The organism is Streptomyces typhae, assembly GCF_009755605.1.
GTDB classification, from domain to species: Bacteria; Actinomycetota; Actinomycetes; order Streptomycetales; family Streptomycetaceae; genus Streptomyces; species Streptomyces typhae.
The window spans coordinates 387,897-413,057 of record NZ_WPNZ01000002.1 but is presented as its reverse complement, the minus strand read 5'-3'; the positions used below and the strand labels follow the sequence as shown (position 1 = coordinate 413,057).

General features: G+C 72.6%; 20 protein-coding genes. 10 read left to right on the top strand and 10 right to left on the bottom strand.

Translation table 11 applies throughout. The features are described from left to right. Positions 1-20: 20 nt before the first annotated feature. From GPA10_RS06040 to GPA10_RS06030, 3 genes are all read left to right on the top strand, one after another. Positions 21-815 (top strand): metal ABC transporter ATP-binding protein, encoded by a 795-nt coding sequence (locus GPA10_RS06040; RefSeq protein WP_157164533.1) that lies wholly within the window; start codon positions 21-23, stop codon positions 813-815. 10 nt (positions 816-825) lie between these two features. After that, entirely contained in the window at positions 826-1,719 is an 894-nt protein-coding gene (locus GPA10_RS06035) for a metal ABC transporter permease (RefSeq protein WP_157164532.1), read from the top strand. Positions 1,720-1,821: 102 nt separating this feature from the next. Beyond that, a complete protein-coding gene (locus GPA10_RS06030; RefSeq protein WP_058845632.1) occupies positions 1,822-2,241 on the top strand; it encodes a Fur family transcriptional regulator in 420 nt (139 codons plus the stop codon). A gap of 25 nt (positions 2,242-2,266) precedes the next feature. Here the strand turns inward: GPA10_RS06030 and GPA10_RS06025 are convergent, their stop codons facing one another. The 8 genes from GPA10_RS06025 to GPA10_RS43325 all read right to left on the bottom strand — a co-directional run bounded on the left by GPA10_RS06025 (position 2,267) and on the right by GPA10_RS43325 (position 11,577). Next, the gene (locus GPA10_RS06025; RefSeq protein ID WP_058845631.1) at positions 2,267-3,088 is read right to left on the bottom strand and encodes an isoprenyl transferase; all 822 of its coding nucleotides are present in this window, start codon (positions 3,086-3,088) and stop codon (positions 2,267-2,269) included. 33 nt (positions 3,089-3,121) lie between these two features. After that, positions 3,122-3,871: a DNA repair protein RecO gene (recO, locus tag GPA10_RS06020; RefSeq protein WP_058845630.1), complete on the bottom strand. Its 750-nt coding sequence runs from the start codon at positions 3,869-3,871 to the stop codon at positions 3,122-3,124. Positions 3,872-4,061: 190 nt separating this feature from the next. Beyond that, on the bottom strand, positions 4,062-5,633 hold the full coding sequence (locus GPA10_RS06015; RefSeq protein ID WP_343040395.1) for a GMC family oxidoreductase: 1,572 nt from the start codon (positions 5,631-5,633) through the stop codon (positions 4,062-4,064). Between the two features lie 95 nt (positions 5,634-5,728). Then, on the bottom strand, positions 5,729-6,313 hold the full coding sequence (locus tag GPA10_RS06010; RefSeq protein WP_157164531.1) for a TetR/AcrR family transcriptional regulator: 585 nt from the start codon (positions 6,311-6,313) through the stop codon (positions 5,729-5,731). Between the two features lie 69 nt (positions 6,314-6,382). After that, positions 6,383-7,399: an aldo/keto reductase gene (locus tag GPA10_RS06005; protein ID WP_157164530.1), complete on the bottom strand. Its 1,017-nt coding sequence runs from the start codon at positions 7,397-7,399 to the stop codon at positions 6,383-6,385. Between the two features lie 70 nt (positions 7,400-7,469). Beyond that, positions 7,470-8,933, bottom strand: coding sequence for an MFS transporter (locus GPA10_RS06000; RefSeq protein ID WP_157164529.1), 1,464 nt, complete (start codon positions 8,931-8,933; stop codon positions 7,470-7,472). A gap of 111 nt (positions 8,934-9,044) precedes the next feature. Then, a complete protein-coding gene (gene dusB / locus GPA10_RS05995; protein ID WP_425505678.1) occupies positions 9,045-10,289 on the bottom strand; it encodes a tRNA dihydrouridine synthase DusB in 1,245 nt (414 codons plus the stop codon). Positions 10,290-10,440: 151 nt separating this feature from the next. Next, on the bottom strand, positions 10,441-11,577 hold the full coding sequence (locus GPA10_RS43325) for a helix-turn-helix transcriptional regulator (protein WP_343040394.1): 1,137 nt from the start codon (positions 11,575-11,577) through the stop codon (positions 10,441-10,443). Positions 11,578-11,678: 101 nt separating this feature from the next. Here GPA10_RS43325 and GPA10_RS05985 point away from each other — a divergent pair, with 101 nt between their 5' ends. Beyond that, positions 11,679-13,124 carry an MFS transporter gene (locus tag GPA10_RS05985; RefSeq protein WP_343040393.1) on the top strand — a complete coding sequence of 482 codons (1,446 nt, stop codon included), beginning with the start codon at positions 11,679-11,681 and terminating at the stop codon, positions 13,122-13,124. Between the two features lie 28 nt (positions 13,125-13,152). On the opposite strand, the gene GPA10_RS05980 is transcribed toward GPA10_RS05985, so the two are convergent. Then, a complete protein-coding gene (locus GPA10_RS05980; protein WP_157164527.1) occupies positions 13,153-15,303 on the bottom strand; it encodes an amylo-alpha-1,6-glucosidase in 2,151 nt (716 codons plus the stop codon). Further along, positions 15,296-16,729 (bottom strand): MGH1-like glycoside hydrolase domain-containing protein, encoded by a 1,434-nt coding sequence (locus GPA10_RS05975; protein WP_343040390.1) that lies wholly within the window; start codon positions 16,727-16,729, stop codon positions 15,296-15,298. The genes GPA10_RS05980 and GPA10_RS05975 overlap by 8 nt, the downstream gene beginning before the upstream one ends. Before the next feature lie 318 nt (positions 16,730-17,047). On the opposite strand from GPA10_RS05975, the gene GPA10_RS05970 reads away from it, so the two are divergent. The 6 genes from GPA10_RS05970 to GPA10_RS05945 all read left to right on the top strand — a co-directional run bounded on the left by GPA10_RS05970 (position 17,048) and on the right by GPA10_RS05945 (position 25,149). Continuing rightward, positions 17,048-18,286: an ROK family protein gene (locus GPA10_RS05970; RefSeq protein WP_157164526.1), complete on the top strand. Its 1,239-nt coding sequence runs from the start codon at positions 17,048-17,050 to the stop codon at positions 18,284-18,286. Between the two features lie 461 nt (positions 18,287-18,747). Next, entirely contained in the window at positions 18,748-21,474 is a 2,727-nt protein-coding gene (gene ppdK / locus GPA10_RS05965) for a pyruvate, phosphate dikinase (protein ID WP_058845622.1), read from the top strand. A 248-nt stretch (positions 21,475-21,722) separates the two neighbouring features. Further along, positions 21,723-22,412 carry a dual OB domain-containing protein gene (locus GPA10_RS05960; RefSeq protein ID WP_198351514.1) on the top strand — a complete coding sequence of 230 codons (690 nt, stop codon included), beginning with the start codon at positions 21,723-21,725 and terminating at the stop codon, positions 22,410-22,412. Positions 22,413-22,420: 8 nt separating this feature from the next. Continuing rightward, entirely contained in the window at positions 22,421-23,023 is a 603-nt protein-coding gene (locus GPA10_RS05955) for a DUF488 domain-containing protein (RefSeq protein WP_157164525.1), read from the top strand. Continuing rightward, positions 23,020-23,457: a DUF488 domain-containing protein gene (locus tag GPA10_RS05950; protein ID WP_157164524.1), complete on the top strand. Its 438-nt coding sequence runs from the start codon at positions 23,020-23,022 to the stop codon at positions 23,455-23,457. Before GPA10_RS05955 ends, GPA10_RS05950 begins: the two co-directional genes overlap by 4 nt. Positions 23,458-23,613: 156 nt before the next feature. Beyond that, on the top strand, positions 23,614-25,149 hold the full coding sequence (locus tag GPA10_RS05945) for an alpha/beta hydrolase (protein ID WP_425505677.1): 1,536 nt from the start codon (positions 23,614-23,616) through the stop codon (positions 25,147-25,149). Positions 25,150-25,161 lie beyond the last annotated feature (12 nt).

Sequence of the window (25,161 nt, the reverse complement as noted above, 5' to 3'; positions counted from 1 at the left end):
CGTCACGGAAGGTGACCGCCATGGCCGAAGCCGAGGGATCCAAAGGATCCAAGGGTGAGCCCGTCATAGCCCTGCGCCAGGTGACGGCGGAGCTGGGCGGCCGCCCGGTGCTTCGCGGCATCGACGTCGCCGTCGGGCGCGGCGAGGTCGTCGCGCTGCTCGGCGCGAACGGCTCCGGCAAGTCCACGGCGGTGCGCACGGTGATCGGCCAGGTGCCGGTGACCGGCGGTACCGTCGAGATCTTCGGCACGCCGCGCCGGCGCTTCCGCGACTGGGCGCGGGTGGGGTACGTCCCGCAGCGCACCACGGCCGCGGGCGGGGTACCGGCCACCGTCGCCGAGGTCGTCACGTCGGGCCGGCTCGCGCGCGCCCGCTTCGGGATGCTGCGCAAGGCCGACCGCGAGGCCGTCACGCACGCCCTGGAGCAGGTCGGCATGGCGGACCGCGCCAAGGACTCCGTGAGCGCCCTGTCCGGCGGCCAGCACCAGCGGGTCCTGATCGCCCGCGCCCTGGTCTCCGACCCGGAACTGCTGATCATGGACGAGCCGATGGCGGGCGTCGACCTGGCGAGCCAGGAGGTCCTCGCGGCCACCCTGCGCCGGCAGGTCGAGCAGGGCGCGTCCGTCCTGCTCGTCCTGCACGAACTGGGCCCCCTGGAGCCCCTCATCGACCGCGCGGTGGTGCTGCGCGACGGCTGCGTGCTGCACGACGGCCCACCGCCCGAGGCCGTCGGCCAGCACGCGCTGCCCGGCCACGACCACGTCCACCCCCACGACGCCGACGCGGCCCCGGTCCGCACCGGCCTGCTCACCTGAGGACCCGGCGATGGAATTCCTGAACTACGCGTTCATGCAGCGGGCCCTGCTCGCCGCCGCCCTCGTCGGGATCACCGCCCCCGCGGTCGGGATCTACCTCGTGCAGCGCCGCCAGGCCCTCATGGGCGACGGAATCGGCCACGTTGCAATGACCGGTGTGGGCCTGGGCTTCCTCCTCTCCACCTCGCCCGTGTGGATGGCGACGGCGGTGGCAGTGGTCGGAGCGGTGGCCATGGAGCTGATCCGCTGGTACGGCAAGACGCGGGGCGACATCGCGCTCGCGATGCTGTTCTACGGCGGTATGGCGGGCGGCGTCATGCTGATCAACCTCGCGCCGGGCGGCTCCAACGCCAACCTGAGCTCCTACCTCTTCGGCTCCCTGTCCACGGTCTCGGACGACGACGTGACGGCGATCTGTCTGCTCGCGGCGTTCGTGGTCCTCGTCACGGTCGGCCTGCGACGCCAGTTGTTCGCGGTGAGCCAGGACGAGGAGTTCGCTCGTGTGACGGGTCTGCCGGTGCGGGCCCTGAACCTCCTCACGGCGGTCACCGCGGCGGTGACGGTCACCGTCGCCATGCGGGTCGTGGGCCTGCTGCTCGTGTCGGCGCTCATGGTGGTGCCGGTGGCCGCGGCACAGCAGCTCACCCGGAGCTTCGCGGCGACGTTCGCGATCGCGGTGGCCATCGGGGTCTGTGTGACACTCGGCGGCACGGTCACCTCGTACTACCAGGACGTGCCGCCCGGAGCCACGATCGTGCTGCTCACGATCGGTGTGTTCATCGTGCTCACGCTGCTCGCGACGCCTCTGGCGCGCCGCAGGGCACGGATCTCCGCGGCCCGCGACATGGCATGCACCGCCGGTGTTCCGGGCACGCGCACCCCGTCGGACGAGGTCACTGTCTGAGATCACTCTGGTCACCGTCCGGCAGCGACCTGGCACAATGGCCGGGCGAGACGACGCACCACGAAAGTGCGGACGAGTGCTGACGAGTGCTAGGAGGCACCTGTGACGACCGCCGCGGGACCCCCCGTACGAGGCCGGTCCACCCGGCAGCGCGCCGCTGTGGCGGCCGCGCTCGACGAGGTGGACGAGTTCCGCAGTGCGCAGGAGCTCCACGACATGCTCAAGCACCGCGGTGACTCCGTGGGCCTCACCACGGTCTACCGCACCCTCCAGTCCCTGGCCGACGCGGGCGAGGTCGACGTCCTGCGCACCAACGAGGGCGAGTCCGTCTACCGCCGCTGCTCGACCGGCGAGCACCACCACCACCTGGTCTGCCGCGTGTGCGGCAAGGCCGTGGAGGTGGAGGGGCCCGCGGTGGAGAAGTGGGCGGAGGCGATCGCCGCGGAGCACGGCTATGTGAACGTGGCGCACACGGTGGAGATCTTCGGTACGTGCGTGGACTGCTCCTCCGCCAAGGCCTGAGCAGCCCGCACCCGCTCTTCGCCGGTCAGCTGTTGGCGATCTGCTCCTCGTTGGGGACGGCCCCGCCGAAGCGGCGGTCCCGGGAGGCGTACTCCAGGCAGGCGCGCCACAGGTCGCGGCGGTCGAAGTCCGGCCACAGGACGTCCTGGAAGATCATTTCGGCGTAGCTGGACTGCCAGATCAGGTAGTTGGAGGTGCGCTGTTCACCGCTGGGGCGCAGGAACAGGTCGACGTCCGGCATGTCCGGGTAGTACATGTACTTGGCGAAGGTCTTCTCGTTGACCTTCGAAGGGTCCAGCTTGCCCGCGGCGACATCGCGGGCGATGGCCTGCGCGGCATCGGCGATCTCGGCGCGCCCGCCGTAGTTGACGCAGAAGTACAGGGTCATCGCGTCGTTCTTGACGGTCTGCTCCTGGGCGACCTGGAGCTCCTGGACGACGGACTTCCACATCTTGGGCATACGGCCCACCCAGCGGATGCGGATGCCCAGCTCGTCCATCTCGTCGCGGCGCCGTCGGATGACGTCGCGGTTGAAGTTCATCAGGAAGCGGACCTCTTCGGGGGACCGCTTCCAGTTCTCGGTGGAGAAGGCGTACAGGGAGAGGTTCTTGACGCCCATCTCCAGACACCCCTTGAGGACGTCGAGCACGACCCCCTCACCGACCTTGTGCCCCTCGGTCCGCGGCAGGTTGCGCTCCTTCGCCCAGCGGCCGTTGCCGTCCATGACGACGGCGACGTGCTTGGGGACCAGCTCGCCGGGGATCTTCGGCGGTCGCGCTCCCGAGGGGTGGGGCTCGGGCAGCTTGTACTCGCGGCGGGACCGTCCGAGGATTCCGCGTCGTGCCATGAGATGCCTACTCCGTTTTCTTTATGTGGTTCTCTACGTCTTCTCTACGTACCGAAGTGAGCGCAGGCCGCGCTCCAAGTGCCAGTGCAGATAGGCCGATACGAGCCCGCTGCCCTCGCGGGCGTGGCGCGCCTCGCACGCGTCGGCGGTCTGCCAGTCACCGGTGAGCAGCGCGCCGAGGTGCGCCAGTGTCTCCGCCGACGGCACGACGCTGCCCGGAACGCGGCAGTCGACGCAAATCGAGCCGCCCGCGGCGACCGAGAAGAAGCGGTTGGGGCCCGGCATGCCGCACTTCGCGCAGGCGTCGAAGCTCGGCGCGTAGCCGTTCACGGCGAGGGAGCGCAGCAGGAAGGCGTCGAGCACCAGATGCGGCGCGTGCTCACCCCTGGCGAGGGTGCGCAGGCCGCCCACGAGCAGCAGGTACTGCTGCACGGCGGGCTCCCCCTCGTGGTCGGTGAACCGCTCCGCCGTCTCCAGCATGGCCGTTCCCGCGGTGTAGCGGGCGTAGTCCGTGACGATACCGCCACCGTACGGAGCGATCGTCTCGCTCTGCGTGCACAGCGGCAGCCCGCGCCCGACCAGTTCGCTGCCCCGCGCGAAGAACTGCACGTCGACGTGCGAGAACGGTTCGAGCCGCGCCCCGAACTTGGACTTGGTCCGCCGCACTCCGCGCGCGACGGCCCGCACGCGCCCGTGCCCGCGCGTGAGCAGCGTGATGATGCGGTCCGCCTCACCCAGCTTCTGGGTGCGCAGCACGACACCGTCGTCACGGAACAGGCTCATGGGGCCATTGTCCCGTACGGTGCCGGGCCGCCGGCCACGGGTTCCGGTGCGGGGTGCTTACCGGCCGCCGGGGTGCTTCGGGGAGCGCACCCGCAGCCGTCGGGGACCGTGTAGCGGTGTGTTCTCCGGTGCGAGTGCTTCGTGGCTGGTCGCGCAGTTCCCCGCGCCCCTTGCGGGGCGCCCCCGAGCCCTAGTCGGCGGTGCGGACCAGGTCCGCCGCCTTCTCGCCGATGGCCAGCGCCGCCGCGTTCGTGTTCACCGAGACGATGCGCGGCATCACCGACGCGTCCGCGACGCGCAGCCCCCGTACCCCCCGGACGCGGAGGTCCGGACCCACCACCGCCGTGGCGCCTGTCCCCATGGAGCAGCTTCCCGTCAGATGGAAGTACGGTCCCGTGGCCGCCGCCAGGAACGCGCGCAGGCCCGCCGCGTCCGTCACCCCGGGACCGGGGAGAACCTCCCGGGCGCCCCACTCCGTGAGGGGGCCGGTGGCCGCCACCTCCCGGGCCACCTCGATGCCGTGCAGCAGGCGCCGCACGTCGGAGGCGTCCCCGAGGTACCCGGGGTCGATCAGCGGCGGGGTGTCCGGGTCCGCGTCCGCCAGGCGTACCGAGCCGCGGGCCCGGGGCACCGTGGTGACGCCCAGCGTGAAGCCGTTCTCCGGGCCCGCCATCGTCGGCGGGTGGTACGGCACGTGGATGAACATCAGCTGCATGTCAGGACCGGGCAGCGACGGGTCGCTGCGCCAGGCGAGGGACGCCTCGGAGAGGTTGACGCGGCCCGCCGGAACGGGCCGCTCCGCCGCGTACACCAGGCCGCACAGCGGATGGTCCTGAAGGCCCCGGCCCACGCCCGGCAGGTCGTGGCGCACCTCGATCCCGATCCGGCGCAGCTCGTCGGCGGGGCCGATGCCGGACAGCATCAGGAGCCGGGGCGAGTCGACCGCGCCCGCGCTGACGATCACCTCGGCTCGGGCCCGCACCGTCCGCCGCACGCCGTGGCGTACGTACTCCACGCCCGTGCACCGGTCCTCGCCGCCCGCGGCGGACCCGTCGGACCCGTCGAAGAGGAGCCGGTGTGCGCGGGAGTCCGTGGAGACGGTCAGCCGGGGGCGGCGACCGGCGACCGGGTGCAGATAGGCGTCGGCGGCGCTCTGCCGGACACCGTCGGCCACCGTCACGTCGTGCAGGCCCGCGCCCTCCTGGCGGTGGCCGTTGAAGTCGTCGGTGAGCGGATGCCCGGCGGCGGCCGCCGCGGCGACGAAGGCCAGGGAGAGCGGGTTGACGTCGGCCGCGGCGGCGGGGGAGGGGCGCAGCGGGCCGCTGTCGCCGCGCAGGCCGCCGTTCCTGCCGGAGGGCACCGACTCCATCCGCATGAAGTACGGCAGCAGGTCGTCGAAGCCCCAGCCGTCGCAGCCCGCCGCCGCCCACGCGTCGTAGTCCGCGCGGTGGCCGCGCAGGAACACCATGGCGTTGATCGCGCTGGAACCGCCGAGGGTACGGCCCCGGGGGCACGGCGGCGTGAGCCCGTCGAGGCCCGGCTGCGGCACCGTCGTATAGCCGTGGTCCACGTCGGTGCCCCACAGCGACGGCCACGCGAACGGCGACGCCAGGTCCGCCTTCGTCTCGCGGGGGCCCGCCTCCAGGAGCAGCACACTGGTGTCCGGGTCCTCGCTGAGCCGCGCGGCGAGCACGCACCCGGCCGACCCGGCGCCGACGACGACGTAGTCGAACTCCGCCAACTCCTGCACCGCTGAAGCCACTTGGCCCCTCCTGATGTCCCGTGGGTCCTTCGGGGTTCAGGGAATCAGGCGGGACGGGCGGGAGTCAGCGGAACGACGAAAGAATCAGCCGCCCCCTAGGGCCGCAGACCGCGGACGAGCAGGTCAAGGAGTGCCTCGAAGGCCTCCTCGGCGCCCGCGCGGGACCAGTCGGGGGCGTAGGCCGGGTCGTGGTAGTGGGCCGTGGCCTCGAACAGGGCGCGGGCGGTGACGATGGGGTCGGGCGCCGCGAACTCGCCGCCCTCGACGCCCTGCCGGACGATCGCGGCGAGCTGCCCGGTGAGGTCCGCGATGTGCTCGTCGACGACCTCGCTGGCCTCGCCGACCAGGACCGTGTACGTGGCGAACAGCTCGGGGTCGTCGCCCGCCTTGTGCTGCTTGGCCTCGAACAGGCCCGCCAGCCAGCGCCGCAGCCGGTCCTCGGCGGGGCCCCGCGCGCCGACGATGCCGGACAGGGCGTCCGACGTCCGGTCCAGCCACCGCTTGGTGACCGCCTCGCGCAGCGCCGCCTTGGTGCGGAAGTGGCGGTACACGCTGGCGTGGCTGACGCCGAGCGCACGGGCCACGTCCACCACGGTCGCCTTGGCGGCGCCGTGGCGGCGCAGCACCTCCTCGGTCGCGGCGAGGATGCGCTCGGCGGTCAGGGTCCCGGTAGTGGCCATGCTCAAGAAGGTACCCGCAGGCGGTCGCCGGCCCGCCGTCCGGTCGTGGCCGTGCACGCCCCGGCCATGTCAGTGCTCGCTGTCGAGGTGCGCCATCTGCGCCTCGGGGTAGCGGGCGCCCGCGACGGCGTCGGCGGGGACGGCCCGCTCGATCGCGGCGAGGTCGGCACCGTCGAGCGTGACGTCGAGGGCGCCGAGGGCCTCGCTGAGGCGGTCGCGGCGGCGGGCGCCGACCAGCGGCACGATCGCGGCGCCGGACTTCGGGCCCTGCGCGAGCACCCAGGCGATCGCGGTCTGCGCGACGCTCACGCCCTTGTCGTCGGCGATCTTGCGCAGGGCGTCGACGAGGTCCAGGTTGCGCTGGAGGTTGTCGCCCCGGAAGCGGGGGCTCATGGAGCGGAAGTCGCCCGCGGCGAGCTGCCGGTCCCGTGTGAAGTGGCCGGAGATCAGGCCGCGGGACAGGACCCCGTACGCCGTGACGCCGATGCCGAGTTCGGCGGCGGTGGGCAGGATCTCGTCCTCGATGCCCCGGGAGACCAGCGAGTACTCGATCTGGAGATCGGAGACGGGCGCGACGGCCGCCGCGCGGCGCAGCGTGTCCGCGCCGACCTCGGAGAGGCCGATGTGGCGCACGTGCCCCTTCTCGACCAGCTCGGCGATGGCGCCGACGGTCTCCTCCACGGGGACGTCCGGGTCGAGCCGGGCGATGCGGTAGACGTCGATGTGGTCGACGCCGAGGCGCTTCAGGGAGTACGCGGCGAAGTTCCGCACCGCGGCCGGGCGGCCGTCGTAGCCGGCCCAGCCGCCGTCCGGGTCGCGCAGGGCGCCGAACTTCACGCTGGTCAGGGCCTGTTCGCGACGGGCAGCGGGCGCCGAGCGGAGGGCTTCGCCGATGAGCAGCTCGTTGTGGCCCATGGCGTAGAAGTCGCCGGTGTCCAGAAGGGTGACGCCCGCTTCGAGGGCCGCGTGGATCGTCGCGACCGACTCCGCGCGGTCGGCCTCGCCGTACAGCGCGGACATGCCCATGCAGCCGAGGCCGAGGGCGGAGGTGGTGGGTCCTGTGGTGCCGAGAGTGAGAGTGCGCATGCCCACCACCATGCACCCGCTGCTGACAGATTTCAAGTTTTGTTATCTGTTTTCTGCTAGTTGTACGGAGTCATCTGTTCTCCGCTCGCCGCGGCGCGTCGGCCGGTTCGTCGCCGAGCCGCTCGGCCGTCCGCCGCGCGGTGCCGCGCGCCCAGGCCCCGCTGCTCAGCGCCCCGACGACGAGGACCACGAGGCCGCAGCCGGTGATCACCCACCAGGCGGGGCGGCTCGCCCCGGTGAAGTCGTCCGCGTACGAAGCGGTGTGCGCGGCGGCCACCCCGGAGGCCAGGACCGCGCCGATGACCGCGACCCCGAGGGTCTGGCCGATCTGGCGGCTGGTGGACGCGACGGCGGCGGCGACGCCCGCCTGCGCGCGGGGCATGCCCGACACCGCCGTATTGGTGATGGGCGCGTTCACGAAGCCGAAGCCCAGGCCGAACAGGACATAGGCGAGGATCCGGCTCGGCGCCGCCACCTCCGCCTCGAAGACCGCGAAGAGCACCCCGGCCGCCGTCATCGCCACGCCCGCGACCAGCAGGGACAGGCGCGGCCCCCGGCTGCCCACGAGCCGCCCCGACAGCGGCGCGCACACCAGCGTGAGCACCGCCATCGGCAGCATCCACAGACCGGCGTGCAGGGCGTCGAGCCCCCGTACGTCCTGGAGGTAGAGGGTCGACAGGAACAGGAAGCCGCCGAGCGCGGCGAACGCGGCGATCGCGATCACGGTGGCCCCGCTGAACGGCGCCGAACGGAAGAAGCGCAGGTCGATCAGGGGCTCCGCGCGGCGGGGCTCGTACAGGACCAGGCCCACGAGGGCCGCCGCCGCACCCGCCGCGAACGTCATGATCAGCGGCGACGTCCAGCCCGCAGCCGGCGCCTCGATGATCGCGTACGTGAGGGCGCCGAGCAGGCCGATCACCAGGAGCTGGCCCACCGGGTCCGGGCGGCGCGGCTTCGGCGCGCGGGACTCGGGGACGTACCGCATGGTCAGGAACAGGGCCGCCAGCCCCACCGGCAGATTGACCCAGAAGATCGACCGCCAGCCCACGGAGTCCACGAGGAGACCGCCCACCAGCGGCCCCGCCGCCATGGAGATGCCCACGACGCCGCCCCACACCCCGATGGCACGGGCCCGCTCACGGGGCTCGGTGAAGGTGTTCGTGATGATCGACATCGCCACCGGGTTGAGCATCGAACCGCCCACGGCCTGCACCATCCGGAACGCCACCAGGCACTCCAGGTTGGGCGCGAGCGAGCACAGCACCGAGCCGAGCGTGAAGACGAGCAAGCCGGCCTGGAACACCCGGCGCCGCCCGATCCGGTCCGCCGTGGAGCCCGCCAGCATCAGCAGCGAGGCGAGGACGAGGGTGTACGCGTCGATCGTCCACTGCATGCCGGACACGCTCGCGTCGAACTCGCGCCGCATCGTGGGCAGCGCCACGTTCAGGACGGTGTTGTCGAGGCTCACGATCAGCAGGCTCATGCAGCAGATCGCGAGCACCAGCATCCGGCGGCGGTGGCTGAGCTCGGCCATACAGCCGACCGTATCCCCGGGTGCGGGTCGGCGCCCCCGGCGGCCCGGTGCTCCCGGCAGGCCGTCGGCCCCGGAGGGCCAACCCCCGGAGGGCCAACCCTCGGAGGGCCGTCAGCCCCCGGAGGTGTCCAGTTCCGCGTCGGCGGAGACGCCCGCGCAGTCGTAGGGGTCCTTCAGCCAGCCGTCCGGCAGGACCACGCGGTTGTTGCCGGACGTACGGCCCCGGGGCCCGTCGGCGCCGAGCGGCCAGCCCTGGGAGAGGTCCAGCTCACCGAGACCGTCCTCCAACTCCGCGAGCGAGGACGTGACCGCGAGGCGCTTGCGCATCTCCGAACCGACCGCGAACCCCTTCAGGTACCAGGCGACGTGCTTGCGGAAGTCGATGACCCCGCGGGCCTCGTCCCCGATCCACTCCCCGAGCAGCGCGGCGTGCCGCAGCATCACCGCGGCGACCTCCCGCAGCGAGGGCGCCGCGGGCGCGCCCGTGCCCTCGAACGCGGCCACCAGGTCCCCGAACAGCCACGGCCTGCCGAGGCAGCCACGGCCGACCACGACCCCGTCGCACCCGGTCTCGCGCATCATGCGCACCGCGTCCGCCGCCGACCAGATGTCGCCGTTGCCGAGCACCGGGATCTCCGGGACGTGCTCCTTCAGCCGGGCGATCGCGTCCCAGTCGGCCGTGCCGCCGTAGTGCTGCGCGGCCGTCCGCCCGTGCAGGGCGATGGCGGTCACGCCCTCCTCGACGGCGATCCGGCCCGCGTCCAGGAACGTGATGTGGTCGTCGTCGATGCCCTTGCGCATCTTCATCGTGACCGGCAGGTCACCGGCGCCGCTCACGGCCTCCCGCAGGATCGCGCGCAGCAGCGGCCGCTTGTAGGGCAGGGCGGAGCCGCCGCCCTTGCGGGTCACCTTCGGGACGGGGCAGCCGAAGTTCAGGTCGATGTGGTCGGCAAGACCCTCCTCCGCGATCATGCGGACGGCCTTGCCGACGGTCGCCGGGTCCACCCCGTACAGCTGGATCGAGCGCGGCTTCTCGGTCGCGTCGAAGTGGATCAGCTGCATGGTCTTCTCGTTGCGCTCGACCAGCGCGCGGGTGGTGATCATCTCGCTGACGAACAGGCCCTTGCCGCCGCTGAACTCCCGGCACAGCGTCCGGAACGGCGCGTTCGTGATCCCGGCCATCGGCGCGAGCACCACGGGCGGCTGGACGACGTGCGGGCCGACGGCGAGCGTGGGCGGCGCCACGGGCAGCCCCGTGGGCTCCGGCGGCTGCGCGGGCTCCGGCTGCCCCGTGGGCTCCGGCGGCTGCGCGGGCGACGACGGCTGCGCGGGCGACGGCGTCAGCGGCTGGGACATCGGGCGGCTCTCCGGGAACGTACGGGACAGGGGCAAGCTCCCATTGTCCCCCACCGGGCACAGTCGCCGTCCCCCACCGGGCGCGCCACCGGGCACACCCACCGGGCACGCCCGCCGTCCCCACCGGGCGCACCCGCCCGCGCCCGCTCCGCTATGCCAGCTCCGCGAGCAGCCCGAGCCGCCGCTCTGTCGTCTCGTCGGCGGGCACATAGGCGACGAGGCGGTGCGTCTGCGGCTGCGGGGCCAGCCACAGGTTGCGGTGCTCCAGCCTGAGCAGCCCCACCTGGGGGTGCCGGTACCGCTTGACGTGCGGTGACATCGTCGCCAGCTCGTGCCGCCGCCACAGCTGGCGGAACTCCGCGGACACCTGGAGCAGCCCGTCGAGCCGCTCCTTCCAGGCGGGCTCGGCGACATGCTCGGCCATGCCCGTGCGGTACTTGGCGATCAGGTCGCGCAGCATCTCGTCCCGGTCGAGGAACGTCTCGCGCCAGCGCTCGCTGGTGGTGAGCAGCCACAGGCAGTTGCGTTCGCGCGGCGGCAGCTCGGTCAGCTCGCCGAAGACCTGCGCGAAGGGGCGGTTGTGCGCGAGGACGTCGTAGCGGGCGTTCTGGAGGGTGGCCGGGTAGGGCGCGATGGTGTGCATCAGGCGCAGCGCGGTCGGCGAGAGCACCGGGCAGTCGTACTCCGGGCGCGGATCCACGACCCCGGCCAGCACGAAGAGGTGGCCGCGCTCGGTCGCGTCCATAAGGAGCGCGCGGGCGACGGCGTCCAGGACCTGCGCGGAGACCCGGATGGCCCGGCCCTGCTCCAGCCACGTGTACCAGGTGACCCCGACCGCGGAGAGCTGCGCGACCTCCTCGCGGCGCAGCCCCGGCGTGCGGCGGCGGGCACCGCGGACCAGGCCGACCTGCTCGGGCGTGATCCGCTCGCGGCGGCTGCGCAGGAACGCGGCGAGCTCTTGCCGCCGGGTGACGGCGTCGGTGGCGGGCGGCTGCGCGGGCGCGTACGCGAAAGCCCTCGGCCCGGCGGTGGCGGCCCCCGGCCCGGCTGCGGTGGCCTCCGGCCCGGCGACAGCGGTCCTCGGCCTGGCGGTGGCGGCCCCCGGCCCGGCTGCGGCGGCCTCCGGCCCGGCGACAGCCGCCCTCGGCCCGGCGGCGGCCCCCGGCCCGGCTGCGGTGGCCTCCGGCCCGGCGACAGCGGTCCTCGGCCTGGCGGTGGTGGCCCCTGGCCCGGCGGTGGCGGCCCTCGGCTCGGCGACGGTGGACACAGGCTCTGCGGTAGTGGTCACCCCACCAGGCTGCCGCACCTCGCAGACCGTTGCCAGGTGCGTCCACTACCAGGATAAAGACACTCTGGTACCCCTCTGGGCGGCCCCTCATCGTCGTATCCGTGACTCTCACGACAGACGGCGCCCAGCCGCGTCCGCGCACCGCGCCCCCGCACCCGAAGACCGCCGCCCTCACCCCGCTCGGCCTGGTCACCATCCTGCTCGGCGCCGCCCTGCCGATGATCGACTTCTTCATCGTCAACGTGGCGCTGCCCGACATCGAGGCCGACCTGCACGCCCCCGCCGCCACCCTGGAGATGGTGGTCGCGGGCTATGCCGTCGCCTACGCCGTGCTGCTCGTCCTCGGCGGCAGGCTCGGCGACAGCTACGGGCGCCGCGCGCTGTTCCTGTGGGGCGCCGCCGCCTTCGGGCTGACCTCGCTGGCCTGCGGCCTCGCCCCGACCGCCTGGTGGCTGGTGGCGGCGCGCGCCGCCCAGGGCGCGGCGTCCGCGATCATGCTGCCGCAGGTGCTCGCCACCATCCACGCGACGACCAGCGGGGAGCGGCGGGCGCGGGCCGTCTCGCTGTACGGCTCGGTCGGCGGTGTCTCCATGGTGCTCGGGCAGATACTCGGCGGCGTCCTGGTCGCCGCCGACCTCGCGGGCACCGGCTGGCGCATGGTCTTCCTCGTGAACGTGCCGGTGGCCGCCCTCGCGCTGCTCTTCGCGGTGCGCTCGGTGCCGGACAGCAGGGCGGAGCGACCGGCGCGCGGCGACCTGGCGGGCACGGTCCTGTTCGCTGTGTCCCTGACCGCGTTCCTGCTGCCTCTCACCGAGGGCCGCGCCGCGGGCTGGCCGCTCTGGTCGGTCCTCACGCTCGTCGCGGCACCCTTCCTGATCCTGGCGTTCGCGGCCGTGGAGCGGCGGGCGGAGGCGAGCGGCGGCAGCCCGCTCCTGCCGCCGTCCCTGCTGCGCGAACCCGGTGTCCGCCGGGGTCTCGCCGTGGGCCTGCCCGTCTTCATCGGGTTCAGCGGCTGGATGTTCGTGAGCGCGGTGACGCTCCAGAAGGGCCTTGAGTACGGCGCCCTCAAGGCGGGTCTCACCCTGGTCCCGATGGGGGCCGCCCAGTTCGCCGCGTCGCTCCTCGCGCCCCGCCTGGTGCGCCGCCTCGGCAGCCGGGCCCTGACCCTGTGCGCCCTGGTGCACGGCACCGGTGTCGCCGTGCTCGCCCTGACCGTCCTGTGGGCCCCGTGGTCCGCGCTCACGCCGCTCGCCCTGGCGCCGGGCCTCGCCCTGTGCGGCTTCGGCCAGGGCATCCAGCTTCCCCTGTACTTCCGCATCCTGCTGTCCGCCGTGCCCGCGGCGCGTGCGGGGGCCGGGAGCGGGCTCGCGGCGACGGCCCAGCAGTCCTGCCTCGCCGTGGGCGTGGCGACGCTCGGTTCGCTGTTCCTGGCGATGGAGTCCGGCGTCGGCATGCGCGAGGCCTTCGCGACGGTCCTCGCCGTCCAGCTCGCCGGGCTCCTCGCCCTGGCCGCGCTGAGCCTGCGGCTGCCCCGGGAACTGGCCTGAGCCCCCCGTGCCGCCTCGTACCGGCCCCTCAGGCGGCGCCCACGGCCGTCAGCAGGGCCAGCGGGGTAGCCGATGTGCGGGACTCACGGGTGCAGGCGTGCGGGTAGGGGACGGGGGTGGCGTGCGCGGTGCGGGCGTAGCCGGCGAGGACTTCGGGCAGGCGCCCCGCCGACGTCCCGGCGGCGTCGACCAGGGCGCGGGCGACGACCCGTACCTCGTCGTGCAGCCCGTACCGGGCGAGCCCGAGGGCGATGAGCGCGTTGTCGTGGGGCCACACCGACCCCCGGTGACAGGAGAGCGGGTGGTAGGCGCCCTGCCCCGCGGCCAGCGTCCGCACGCCCCAGCCGGAGAAGAAGTCCTCCTCCAGGAGCCGCCGCCCCACCGCCTCCCCGTACTCCTTGTCGAGGAGCCCGGACCACAGCAGGTGCCCCGCGTCGGAGGCGAGCGCGTCGACCTGCCCGCCGTCGCCGTCGAGAGCGAGCGCGGGAAAGCCCCGCGCGGCCATCCAGAAGTCCCGCTGGAACCGGTCGCGCAGCGCGGCGGCGTCCCGCGCGAGGCAGTCGGCGTACGCCGTGTCGTCCCACACGGTCCGTGCCAGCCACGCCGTGCGCCGCAGCGCGTCGTACGCGTACCCCTGCACCCCCGCCGCGAGGACGGGCCCGGGGACGCGGGTGCCGTCGGCGGCGCAGATCGCGCCGGGGGAGTCCTTCCAGTTCTGGTTGGCGGGGCCGCCCTCGTCCGCGCGGTGCACGAGATAGCCGTGCGAGGAGAGCCCGCCGTGGTCCAGCATCCAGCCGACGGCGGCACGCGCGTGCGGCTGAAGGCGCCGGGCCGCGGCCGTGTCGCCGGTCTGCTCGGTGTACGCGCCGAGCAGCACGAGGAACAGCGGCGTGGCGTCCACCGAGCCGTAGTACCGCCGGAAGGGCACCTGCCCGAAGTGGGCCAGCTCCCCGTGCCGCACCTCGTGCACGATCTTGCCGGGCTTGGCTGCGGACCCCTCGGCGTGCTCGGTCGCCTGGGTCGCGGCGAGCGCCGACAGCGTCGCGGAGGCCAGGCACGGCAGATACGGCAGCGCGAACAGGGACGTCAGGAGCGCGTCGCGGCCGAGCAGCGTGAGGAACCAGGGCACGCCCGCCGCGGGCACGCTCAGCTCCTCGCCGTCGAGGCCGCGCGCGGGCACCCGGAGCGACGCCAGGTCGGCGAGGCCGCGCGTACAGGCAGCGGACAGTTCGGGCCAGTCCGCGGGGAGCGGCACACAGGCGACGAACTCGGCCCTCTCGCCCACCAGATGGCGCAGGGCGGCGGCGGGGGAGCGCGGCGGCGCGGGCCGCGCGGGCGCGCCGTGCGGCCGGGCCGTGACCGTCAGGGCCACGTCGGCCGCCCCGTGCGCGGCCAGGTCCAGGGTCCACACCAGGCGCCGGGCACCGGTCCCCGTCTCCTCGACGGCGTCCGGCGCGGGCTCCGCGGTGACGGCGGTGCGGGCCAGCCAGTCCCCGCGCCGGTAGCCGAACTCGACACCGGCGACGCGCCCGGGACCCGTCGGCCCGTACTCCCGGCCGTACCCCCGCCCGTACGCCTCCCTGGGCCGTCGCGCCCCGCCTCGGACACCGACGAGCTCCCGCACACCGCCCCGCGGCCCGCCCGGACGGCGCTCCCCGCCGCCGGTTTCCCCGTCGGACGCCCCCTCGGGTGCTTCCCGTGCCTCAAGGACCCGGCGCGACCTGACCGCCCCCGTCTTCGTGTACGTACGGTGGTCCGCGCGCAGCTCGAACTGGTCGGCGAAGTCGGCGTCGGCGGTGAGCCCGAGCCGCAGCGTCGTCGGGACCGGGCGGTTGCTGATGATGTGCAGGGACTCCACCAACGCGCCGTCCACGACGGCCTGTTCACGGAAGAGCGTGTACGCGGGCGGTTCCTGGCGCCCGCCGCGCGGCACCAGCACGCAGCGCGCCACCTCGGTCTCCGCGCCCGCGCGGCCCCCGTCGTTCACGGACACCGGCGTGAGCACCTCGGGGACGGCGCCCTCCACCGTGAGCTGCCAGCGGCTCAGGTGCCGCGCGTCGCGCACGAACAGACCGTCCGGCTCGCTGCCGCCCGGCACGCCCCTGATGTCGCCGCCCGCGCCCAGCGCGGCGAACGTCGTGCCGTGCACGAGCAGTTGATGCCGGCCGTCGTCAGTCATTCCGTGCCCCCTCGTCCTGCGAGTCGTACGCATCGGGTACCGCCTCCGCGGCCACGCCCAGGTCGAGGGCGAGCGCCGCGCTCCAGCCGAAGCCGCGGGCGCCGCAGCCGACTCCCTCGTACGGGTCCACGTACTCGGCGAAGTCCGACGCCATGGCGGTGTCGAGCAGCGCGGCGCGCAGCCCGTCCGCGTGCGCCGTCCCGCCGTGCAGCCGCAGGCCGCGTTCCAGGAGCCAGTTGGTGTTGAACCAGGCCGGGCCGCGCCAGTAGCGCCGCGCGTCGAACGACGGGCTGAGCAGGTCGTGGCTCGGCGCCAGGCGGCACCGGCCGCCCAGCTCGAAGTGCGGTCCGCGCGCCGTGCGCACCAGGGCCGCGGCCACGGCGCGCGGAAGACCCGGCAGGACGAGCGGGATCAGGCCGGTCGCCCCGCGCTCGCCGACGAGGGCCCCGGCCGGGGGCGCGGCCAGCAGGTCGCGGCACCGGAAGATCCCGCCCACCGGGTCCCAGAGCCGCTCCACCAGGATCCGCGTCAGCCGCTCCGCGCGTGCGTGCCTGGCCGTCCCGGGCACGCCCAGCTCGGCGGTGATCCGGGCGAGGGCGTGCTCGGAGGCGATCAGGAGGGCGTTGAAGGAGGGGTCCTCGACGGCGAACCCGGGCCGCCGCCCGGGGGACGTCCCGTACCCGCTGTCGCGGTAGTCCGCCGCGAGCCGTACGTACCGCCCGTAGTCGAGGTCCGTCGGCCGGTGCCGGGGCGAGCCGTGGTCGAGGTCGGCGCGGCGGAACGAACCGGGGCGGGCGGGTGGCACCCGGCTCAGCGGGCCGTCCCAGCAGGGGCTGTTGTCCATGCCCTGCTCCCAGGGGTGGACGACCGCGGCGAGCCCCGCGCCCCCGAGGTCGCGGTGGTGCAGCAGATGGCGGTGCCAGGCGGCGAGCCGCGGGTGCAGCCGGGCCAGGAACGAGCGGGCCCGGGAGAGACCGGGGTCGGCCAGGTGCACCAGCCAGGCGGCGAGGGCGTGCACCGGTGGCTGCACGATGCCGGAGGTCTGCACGGCGGCGGGGGCGCCCGCGGCGCGCCCCGCGGCGGTGGAGCGCCAGAAGTCGGGGCTCGGGAAGTAGGCGTCGAAGGGGACGGCGGGGTTGAACACGATGTGCGGCACCCGGCCGTCGGCCCACTGCGCGGACAGCAGCGTCTCCAGTTCCACCTGCGCCCGTAAGGGCGACAGATGGCGCAGACCGATCGCGATGAACGCCGAGTCCCAGGACCACTGGTGCGGATACAGGGCGCGGGAGGGGACGGTGGAGGTGCCGGTCCAGTTGGCCGCCAGGACCCGGGCGGCGCCTTCGCGCAGCGCACGGGGCGCGGCGGGCCGCGCCGTGCCGGTGCCGGGGGGCCGGGTCGCGGCCCTCGTCGTGGTCGTACCGTCCACGCGTCACTCCCGCAGCCGCCGGCCGGGCGTCGTGGGCCTGGTCGAGGGCCTGTCAGTTTGGGCCCATCAACCATAGAGTTACGTCTGCTCGACACGCAAAACCCAGCATGAAACGCGGAGTTGACGCGCACAAGAGGCCCGCACGCGCACCAGGGCCGTGCGGCGGGGCGCGGGCGGGCCGAAGAAGCGCGGGCGGGCCGAAGAAGCGCGGGCGGGCCGAAGAAGAGGGCGGAGAAGCGAGGGGACGACGGGACTAGGCGACGAGGGGACGAGGGGACAACGGGACGAGGGGACGAGGGGACGAGGGGACCAGGGGACATGGGGAACGGGACCGGCGGGGCCCCGGCGCGTCCGGCGGCCGTCCCGCAGGCGAGCGCGGGCGACCTGCTCCACCTCGTGCGCAGCGGCCGTGCCACCACGCGCGGCGCCCTTCAGCAGGTCACGGGCCTGTCCAGGGCGACCGTGGGGCAGCGCCTCGACCGCCTGTTCCGCGCGGGCTGGCTGCGCGAGGGCGCGGGCGGCCCGGCGGCGTCCCCGCTCGGCGGCCGTCCCCCGAACCGCCTCGAATTCGACGCCGCGCACGCCGTCGTCCTCGCCGCCGACCTGGAGACCCGGCACGCCCGCGCGGCGCTGCTCACGCTCACCGGCGCGGTGCTCGCCGAGCGCGGGCTGCCGCTGCGCGTCGACGAGGGCCCGGAGAAGGTCCTCGACCGCCTCGGCGTCGCGTTCGGGGAACTGCTGCGCGCGGACGGCAGGGGCCCGGAGGCGGTGTGCGGGATCGGGCTCGCGGTGCCGGGCCCGGTCGACAGCGGAACCGGCCGGGTGGTGCAGCCGCCGATCATGCCCGGCTGGGACGGCTACGACATAACGGGCAGGCTGGGTCGCGCCTTCACCGACCGCACCGGCGCCAGGGCCCCGGTGCCGGTGCTCGTGGACAACGACGCGAACCTCATGGCGTACGCGGAGCAGCGCGCCCACCACCCGGACTGCTCGGCGTTCGTCCTCGTCAAGGTCTCCACCGGCATCGGCGCGGGCGTGGTCGTCGACGGCGGCGTCTACCGGGGCATCGACGGCGGCGCGGGCGACATCGGGCACATCAGGGTGCCGGGCGGCGCGCTGGAGCTGTGCAAGTGCGGCTCGTACGGCTGCCTGGCGGCCGTGGCCAGCGGGCGCGCGGTGGCCGCGCGGCTGCGGACGGCCGGGGTGGCGGCCGCGTCCGGGCGGGACGTGCGGGATCTTCTGGCCGCCGGGCACCCCGAGGCGGTGGGGCTCGCGCGGGAGGCGGGGCGGCAGGTGGGCGAGGTGCTCGCCACCGTCGTGACGCTCCTGAACCCCGGCGTCCTGATGATCGCCGGAGATCTGGCCGGAACTCCCTTCCTCACCGGTGTGCGCGAGCTCCTCTACCAGCGGGCGCTGCCGCGCTCCACGGCTCATCTGGAGGTCGTCACCTCCCGGCTCGGTGAGCGTGCGGGTCTTGTCGGGGCGGGAGCGCTGGTCGTGGAGCACCTGTACGCCCCGGAAAGGGCGGAGGCGCGGCTCGCCGCGCTCGGCGTCTGAGGGGGCGGGCGGCCGGGACCGCGTGGACGCGCCGAGGTGCGTGCGAGGTGCGCGGGGGTGCGCGAGAGGTGCCCGGATGCCGAGATCCAGCCCGTTCAAACGGCGTGATTCTCGCCACCCCTGATAGGTCTTGCGCTCAGATGAGCGCCCGAGAGGCCCTCTTCGGCTGGCTGCACTTCTCCAAGTAGTGGCACTGAGTGCCACCGTTCGATCATTTACGACGTGAACTCACATCTGAGTTTACCTCGCTCGCATGAGCGAAACCCAGGGTTCCCGCGGGGTGTTCGTTCAAGAGTTGAAGTCATCTTTGCCATGCGCCTTACCATCGCATCACTTTCGATCTAGTGGCGGACGGGTGGTTACGCCCGTGTGACCCACAAGTGGACGTACCCAGACGCCTTTGATCTGGGTATGTTCCTCGCCGTCAGGGCAGCCACCGCGTCCTCGAGGAGTCGAGACCCGTGTCGGAAAACAAAGATCCCCACGTAGCTCAGGGCGTGAAGTTCGTTTACGACTTCACCGAGGGCAACAAGGACCTCAAGGACCTCCTCGGCGGGAAGGGTGCGAACCTCGCCGAGATGACCAACCTGGGCCTTCCTGTCCCTCCGGGGTTCACCATCACCACCGAGGCCTGCAAGGTCTACCTCGACAGCGGGGACGAGCCCGCGGCACTGCGTGACGAGGTGAGCGCGCACCTCACGGCCCTCGAGAAGAAGATGGGCAAGAAGCTCGGCCAGGCCGACGACCCGCTGCTCGTCTCGGTGCGCTCGGGCGCCAAGTTCTCCATGCCCGGCATGATGGACACGGTCCTGAACATCGGGCTCTCCGACAAGTCCGTGCAGGGCCTGGCCAAGCAGGCCGGCGACGACCGCTTCGCGTGGGACTCCTACCGCCGCCTCATCCAGATGTTCGGCAAGACCGTCCTCGGCGTCGACGGCGAACTGTTCGAGGACGCCCTGGAGAAGGCCAAGGACGCCAAGAAGGTCACGGTCGACACCGACCTGGACGCGGACGGGCTGAAGAAGCTCGTCACCAAGTTCAAGAAGATCGTCAAGACCGAGGCGGGCCGCGACTTCCCGCAGGACCCGCGCGAGCAGATGGACCTCGCCATCCACGCGGTCTTCGACTCCTGGAACACCGAGCGCGCCAAGCTCTACCGCCGCCAGGAGCGCATCCCGCACGACCTCGGCACCGCCGTCAACGTCTGCTCCATGGTCTTCGGCAACCTGGGCGCCGACTCCGGCACCGGTGTCGCCTTCACCCGCGACCCCGCCTCCGGGCAGCAGGGCGTGTACGGCGACTACCTGCAGAACGCGCAGGGCGAGGACGTCGTCGCGGGCATCCGCAACACCGTGCCCCTCGCCGATCTGGAGCGGATCGACAAGAAGTCGTACGACCAGCTCATGCAGATCATGGAGACCCTCGAAACGCACTACAAGGACCTGTGCGACATCGAGTTCACCATCGAGCGCGGCCAACTCTGGATGCTCCAGACCCGCGTCGGCAAGCGCACCGCGGGCGCGGCCTTCCGCATCGCCACGCAGCTGGTGGACCAGGGCCTGATCGACGAGGCCGAGGCCCTCCAGCGGGTGAGCGGCGCCCAGCTCGCGCAGCTGATGTTCCCGCGCTTCGACGAGGACGCGAAGGTTTCGCAGCTCGGCCGGGGCATCGCCGCCTCGCCGGGCGCCGCCGTCGGCAAGGCCGTCTTCGACTCGTACACCGCGATCAAGTGGTCGCGCTCCGGCGAGAAGGTCATCCTGATCCGCCGCGAGACCAACCCCGACGACCTGGACGGCATGATCGCGGCGGAGGGCATCCTGACCTCCCGCGGCGGCAAGACGTCCCACGCCGCCGTCGTCGCCCGCGGCATGGGCAAGACCTGCGTCTGCGGCGCGGAGGACCTGGAGGTCGACACCAAGCGGCGCCGCCTCACGGTGAACGGCCACGTCGTCGAGGAGGGCGACGTCGTCTCCATCGACGGCTCCACCGGCAAGGTGTACCTGGGCGAGGTGCCCGTGGTGCCCTCCCCGGTCGTGGAGTACTTCGAGGGCCGCATGCACGCGGGCGCCGACGACGCCGACGAGCTGGTCCAGGCCGTGCACCGCATCATGGCGTTCGCCGACGGCAAGCGCCGGCTGCGGGTGCGCGCCAACGCCGACAACGCCGAGGACGCGCTGCGCGCACGGCGGTTCGGCGCGCAGGGCATCGGCCTGTGCCGCACCGAGCACATGTTCCTCGGGGAGCGTCGCGAGATGGTGGAGCGCCTGATCCTCGCGGACACCGAGGAGGAGCGCGAGAAGGCCCTGAAGGAGCTCCTGCCCCTCCAGAAGCGGGACTTCGTCGAACTCTTCGAGGCCATGGACGGCCTCCCCGTCACCGTCCGCCTCCTGGACCCGCCGCTGCACGAGTTCCTGCCGGACATCACCGAGCTGTCCGTGCGCGTCGCCCTCGCCGAGTCCCGCAAGGACCACAACGAGAACGACCTGCGGCTGCTCCAGGCCGTGCACCGGCTGCACGAGCAGAACCCCATGCTGGGCCTGCGCGGCGTCCGCCTCGGCCTGGTCATCCCCGGCCTGTTCACCATGCAGGTCCGGGCCATCGCGGAGGCCGCGGCCGAGCGCAAGGAGGCCAAGGGCGACCCGCGCGCGGAGATCATGATCCCGCTCGTCGGCACCGTCCAGGAGCTGGAGATCGTCCGCGACGAGGCCGAGCAGGTCATCGCCGAGGTCGAGCGCAGCACCGGCGTCGCCCTGAAGCTGGCCCTCGGCACCATGATCGAACTGCCGCGCGCCGCCCTCACCGCCGGGCAGATCGCGGAGGCCGCCGAGTTCTTCTCCTTCGGCACCAACGACCTCACCCAGACGGTGTGGGGCTTCTCCCGCGACGACGTGGAGGCCTCCTTCTTCACCGCCTACCTGGAGAAGGGCATCTTCGGAGTCTCCCCCTTCGAGACCATCGACAAGGACGGCGTCGGCAAGCTCGTCCGCGACGCCGTGGAGGCGGGCCGGGCCACCCGCCCCGACCTCAAGCTCGGCATCTGCGGCGAGCACGGCGGCGACCCGGAGTCGGTGCACTTCTTCCACGAGGTGGGCCTGGACTACGTCTCCTGCTCCCCGTTCCGCATCCCGGTCGCCCGCCTCGAAGCAGGCCGCGCGGCGTCGACGTCGACGGGCAGCGACCACCGCTAGCCCCACCGGCCGGCGACCACCGCCGGCCCCCACCGGGCAGCACCGCTGCCCACCACCGAAAACCCCGGGCCCGTCGCCGTGTCCCCGACCCTCAACCGATGCGGCGACGGTCCCGGTCCTCGAAGAGGGGCGGCACCTGTGCGGAGGTGCCGCCCCTTCGTGCATGCCGTGGCGCGTGCTCCTGTCTTGGGCTAGCGTGGCGCGCTCGGAGGTGCGCGCGCAGGGGTGCCGCGTCTTTTGGGGGGCATGTGGAAACGACCAAGCGATTAGTCTGTCTGGCCAATTCCCGCAAACACCACGGGCGCTGTGTCGCGGGTATCGACATGGCGTCGAACACCTGGGTCCGTCCCATAAGCGACCGGACAGGTCATGAGGTCGCGGAACACGAGCGAAGGTATGGGAACGGCGCAGAGCCTCGCGTTCTCGATGTCATAGAGATGCGGCTCGTCGAGCGTCGGCGTTCCGGTTTCCAGCGTGAGAACTGGCTCATTGATTCTACGGCTCGCTGGAAAAGGGCGGGGCGTGTCGCATGGGATGATCTGCGTCATCTGGAGCAGCGCCCCCAGCGATTATGGATCAACAACGGCGACAGCACGAAAAGAGGCTTGAACGATCGAGTTTCGGTGGCGCAAGCGGACGGACTGACGGACTCCCTCAAGCTCATACGGGTCGATTCCGTGACGATTGCGGTGGCTCCGGCATACGATCCGAGCAAGAGGTTTGAGGTGCGAGCCGAGTTTCGGTACTCAGGGTTCGCGTACATCCTGAAAATGACCGACTGTGTATACGAAGAGAAATTCAAAGGCAAAGGTGTGGGGCGTTACAGGCTGGGTGAATCGTTCCTGACGGTAAGCTTGGGCGAGGAATGGTGTGGCTACTACTACAAAATGGTGGCGGCCATCATCGAACGTCGTGAAGTGCGATCAGGTGGCGGGTGAACTCACGGATGATGGTGACGATTGGTCATTCCACGCACGACTTCCCGAAGTTCGTGGAGCTGCTGCGACAGAACGAGGTCACGGCGGTCGCCGATGTCCGGTCGACTCCCGTCAGCCAGTTCGCGCCGCAGTTCAACCGGGGTGCGTTAGAGCGCGGACTCGACGAGTCGGGCATCAAGTACGTTTTTCTCGGTGAGTACCTCGGAGCGCGGACGGCGGACGCCACTTGCTATGTCGACGGGCGCGTGCAATACAGTCGCCTTGCCCGGACGGATGGATTCCTGCACGGCGTCGAACGCCTGACAAACGGTGCACGGACCGAGCGGATCGCCATCATGTGCAGCGAGGGCGAGCCGTTGAACTGCCATCGTACGGTGCTCATCGCGCAGGTGCTCACGGAGCGCGGTATCGCGGTCGCGCACGTTCACGGTGACGGCTGGGTCGAAAGCCACGCCGCGGCGATGGAGCGCCTCATGGCCAAGTTCGGGCTGGCGGAACCCGAACTGTTCCGCACGCCGGCCGAGCGGATCGAGGATGCGCTGAGCCGTCAGGAAGAGCGGATCGCGTACGTGAAACAGGAAACCCGTGACGACCGGGCGGCAGACACATGAGGATCCACACCATCGGCTTCACCAAGAAATCCGCGGAAACCTTCTTCGGCCTCCTGCGAGAATCGGGGGCCAAGACCCTCGTCGATGTCCGCCTCAACAACGTCTCCCAGCTCTCGGGTTTCGCGAAACGGAACGACCTCGAATACTTCCTCGGTGAACTGTGCGGCATGGCCTACGCCCATCGCCCCGATCTGGCGCCGACGCAGCCCATGCTGGACGACTTCAAGAAGCACGGCGTCGGGTGGGCGACGTACGAGGAAGAATTCCTGGAACTCATGAGGCAACGGAGAATCGAAGCCACCGTCCCGCAGGAACTCCTTGCCGACGCGGTCCTGCTGTGCAGCGAGGAGAAGCCGCACCACTGCCATCGTCGGCTGGTCGCGGAGTACCTCGCGGAGCACTGGAGCGGAGTCGGCATCGAGCACTGGGGCTGACGCTGCCGCGACTCGACCGGCGGGGACGCCTGTTCCGGGGAGTACGCGGGGGGAGGGAGGCAATGCGTCCACGGATGCGTCCAACTGATCGTGACCAGAACCGATCAGAAGGAGTGTCACGTGCAGCTTTCCGCATATCGGCGGCGTCTCGTGCCGGTGCTCGCGCTGGGGGTGCTCGTCGGGCTCGCGCCGGGGCTCGGTTCCGGGGCGGCCTCCGCCGCCGTCGGGACGGGGTCCTCCGGGGGCGCGGTCTCGGCGAGAGCCGAGGGGCTCGCGCCCTTCACCCAGCAGAAGCTCACCTGGAAGCGGTGCGCCGCCGACAAGCCCGCCGCCTTCCAGTGCGCGAACCTGAAGGTGCCCCTCGACTACCAGGCGCCCGAGGGCAAGCGGATCGACGTGGCGATATCCCGCATCGCGACGAGCGTGCCCGGCAAGCGGCGCGGCGTCCTCACGTTCAACCCGGGCGGGCCCGGCGGGCCGGGGCTCGACCTTCCCCTGGAGGCCGCCGGGGGGCTGCCCAAGGCCGTGCGCGACCAGTACGACCTGATCGGCTTCGACCCGCGCGGGGTCGGCAGGAGCACCCCCGTCACGTGCGGGCTCACCGCGGACGAGCTGCCCTACCCCCGCGTCACCCGCTCCGCCGCCGACGCCGCCGCCAACGAGGCCTGGGCGCGGACGTTCGCGGACAAGTGCGGGGCGGCGGCCGGTGAGCGCCTGCCGCACACCACCACCCGCAACACCGCCCGCGACATGGACGTCATGCGTGCCGCCCTCGGCGAGAAGAAGCTCAACTACTTCGGCGTCTCGTACGGCACCGCCCTCGGCGCCGTCTACATGCAGCTCTTCCCGCACCGCGCCGACCGGTTCCTGCTCGACAGCGCCGTCGACCCGAAGCGGATGTGGCGCGGCATGTTCCAGACCTGGGCTTCGGAGTCCGAGCCCGCCTTCGCGCGCTGGGCGAAGTGGACCGCCGGGCAGGACGCCACGTACCACCTCGGCAGGACCCCTGCCGCCGTCGCGCGGACCTTCTGGAAGCTCGTCGCCCGCGCCGACGCCGACCCGATCGTCATCGGTGACGCCGAGCTCGACGGAGCCGACGTACGGAACGCGCTGCGGCGCGAGTTCTTCACCGTCCGCGCGGGCGCCGAAGCCGTCGTGCGCGTGAAGAAGGCCGCCGAGGGGCACAAGGTGCGGGAGCTGCCCGCTGCCGCGCTTCCCGACGACAACGAGACCGCCGCCCAGATCGCCGTCGTCTGCTCCGACTCCACCTGGCCCCGCGACCCCGGCACCTACCGGCGTGACGCCTTCCGCGACGGCGCCCGCTATCCGCTGTACGGCGACTTCGCGTCCAGCATCACCCCTTGCGCCTTCATGCCCCGGGGCGCCGAGCCCGCCACCGTGGTCGACAACCGCGTCAAGTCCCTGATCGTGCAGAACGAGTGGGACTCGCAGACTCCGCTCGACGCCGCTCGGGGGATGCATCGGGCCCTCAAGGGGTCGCGGATGGTGACCGTCGACGAGGGGGAGGGGCACGGGGTGCTGTTCGGTGAGGCCCCCAACGCCTGCGCGCAGAACGCCGCCATGGGGTACCTCGCCACCGGTGAGCTGCCCGACCGGGACGTCACGTGCCGTGCGACGCCCGGACAGCGGTCGTCCGCGTCCCCCGCTCCGGGGGCCTTCAGCGGGCGGTAGCCGGGGCGGAGC

What these genes read in the sequence shown, in the direction of transcription:
- GPA10_RS06040 (WP_157164533.1), top strand. Translation starts at nt 21, where the DNA reads ATGGCCGAAGCCGAGGGATCCAAAGGATCCAAGGGTGAGCCCGTCATA.
- GPA10_RS06035 (WP_157164532.1), top strand. Translation starts at nt 826, where the DNA reads ATGGAATTCCTGAACTACGCGTTCATGCAGCGGGCCCTGCTCGCCGCC.
- GPA10_RS06025 (WP_058845631.1), bottom strand. Translation starts at nt 3,088, where the DNA reads ATGGCACGACGCGGAATCCTCGGACGGTCCCGCCGCGAGTACAAGCTG.
- recO (WP_058845630.1), bottom strand. Translation starts at nt 3,871, where the DNA reads ATGAGCCTGTTCCGTGACGACGGTGTCGTGCTGCGCACCCAGAAGCTG.
- GPA10_RS06010 (WP_157164531.1), bottom strand. Translation starts at nt 6,313, where the DNA reads ATGGCCACTACCGGGACCCTGACCGCCGAGCGCATCCTCGCCGCGACC.
- GPA10_RS06005 (WP_157164530.1), bottom strand. Translation starts at nt 7,399, where the DNA reads ATGCGCACTCTCACTCTCGGCACCACAGGACCCACCACCTCCGCCCTC.
- GPA10_RS06000 (WP_157164529.1), bottom strand. Translation starts at nt 8,933, where the DNA reads ATGGCCGAGCTCAGCCACCGCCGCCGGATGCTGGTGCTCGCGATCTGC.
- dusB (WP_425505678.1), bottom strand. Translation starts at nt 10,289, where the DNA reads ATGTCCCAGCCGCTGACGCCGTCGCCCGCGCAGCCGTCGTCGCCCGCG.
- GPA10_RS05980 (WP_157164527.1), bottom strand. Translation starts at nt 15,303, where the DNA reads ATGACTGACGACGGCCGGCATCAACTGCTCGTGCACGGCACGACGTTC.
- GPA10_RS05970 (WP_157164526.1), top strand. Translation starts at nt 17,048, where the DNA reads ATGGGGAACGGGACCGGCGGGGCCCCGGCGCGTCCGGCGGCCGTCCCG.
- GPA10_RS05955 (WP_157164525.1), top strand. Translation starts at nt 22,421, where the DNA reads ATGATGGTGACGATTGGTCATTCCACGCACGACTTCCCGAAGTTCGTG.
- GPA10_RS05950 (WP_157164524.1), top strand. Translation starts at nt 23,020, where the DNA reads ATGAGGATCCACACCATCGGCTTCACCAAGAAATCCGCGGAAACCTTC.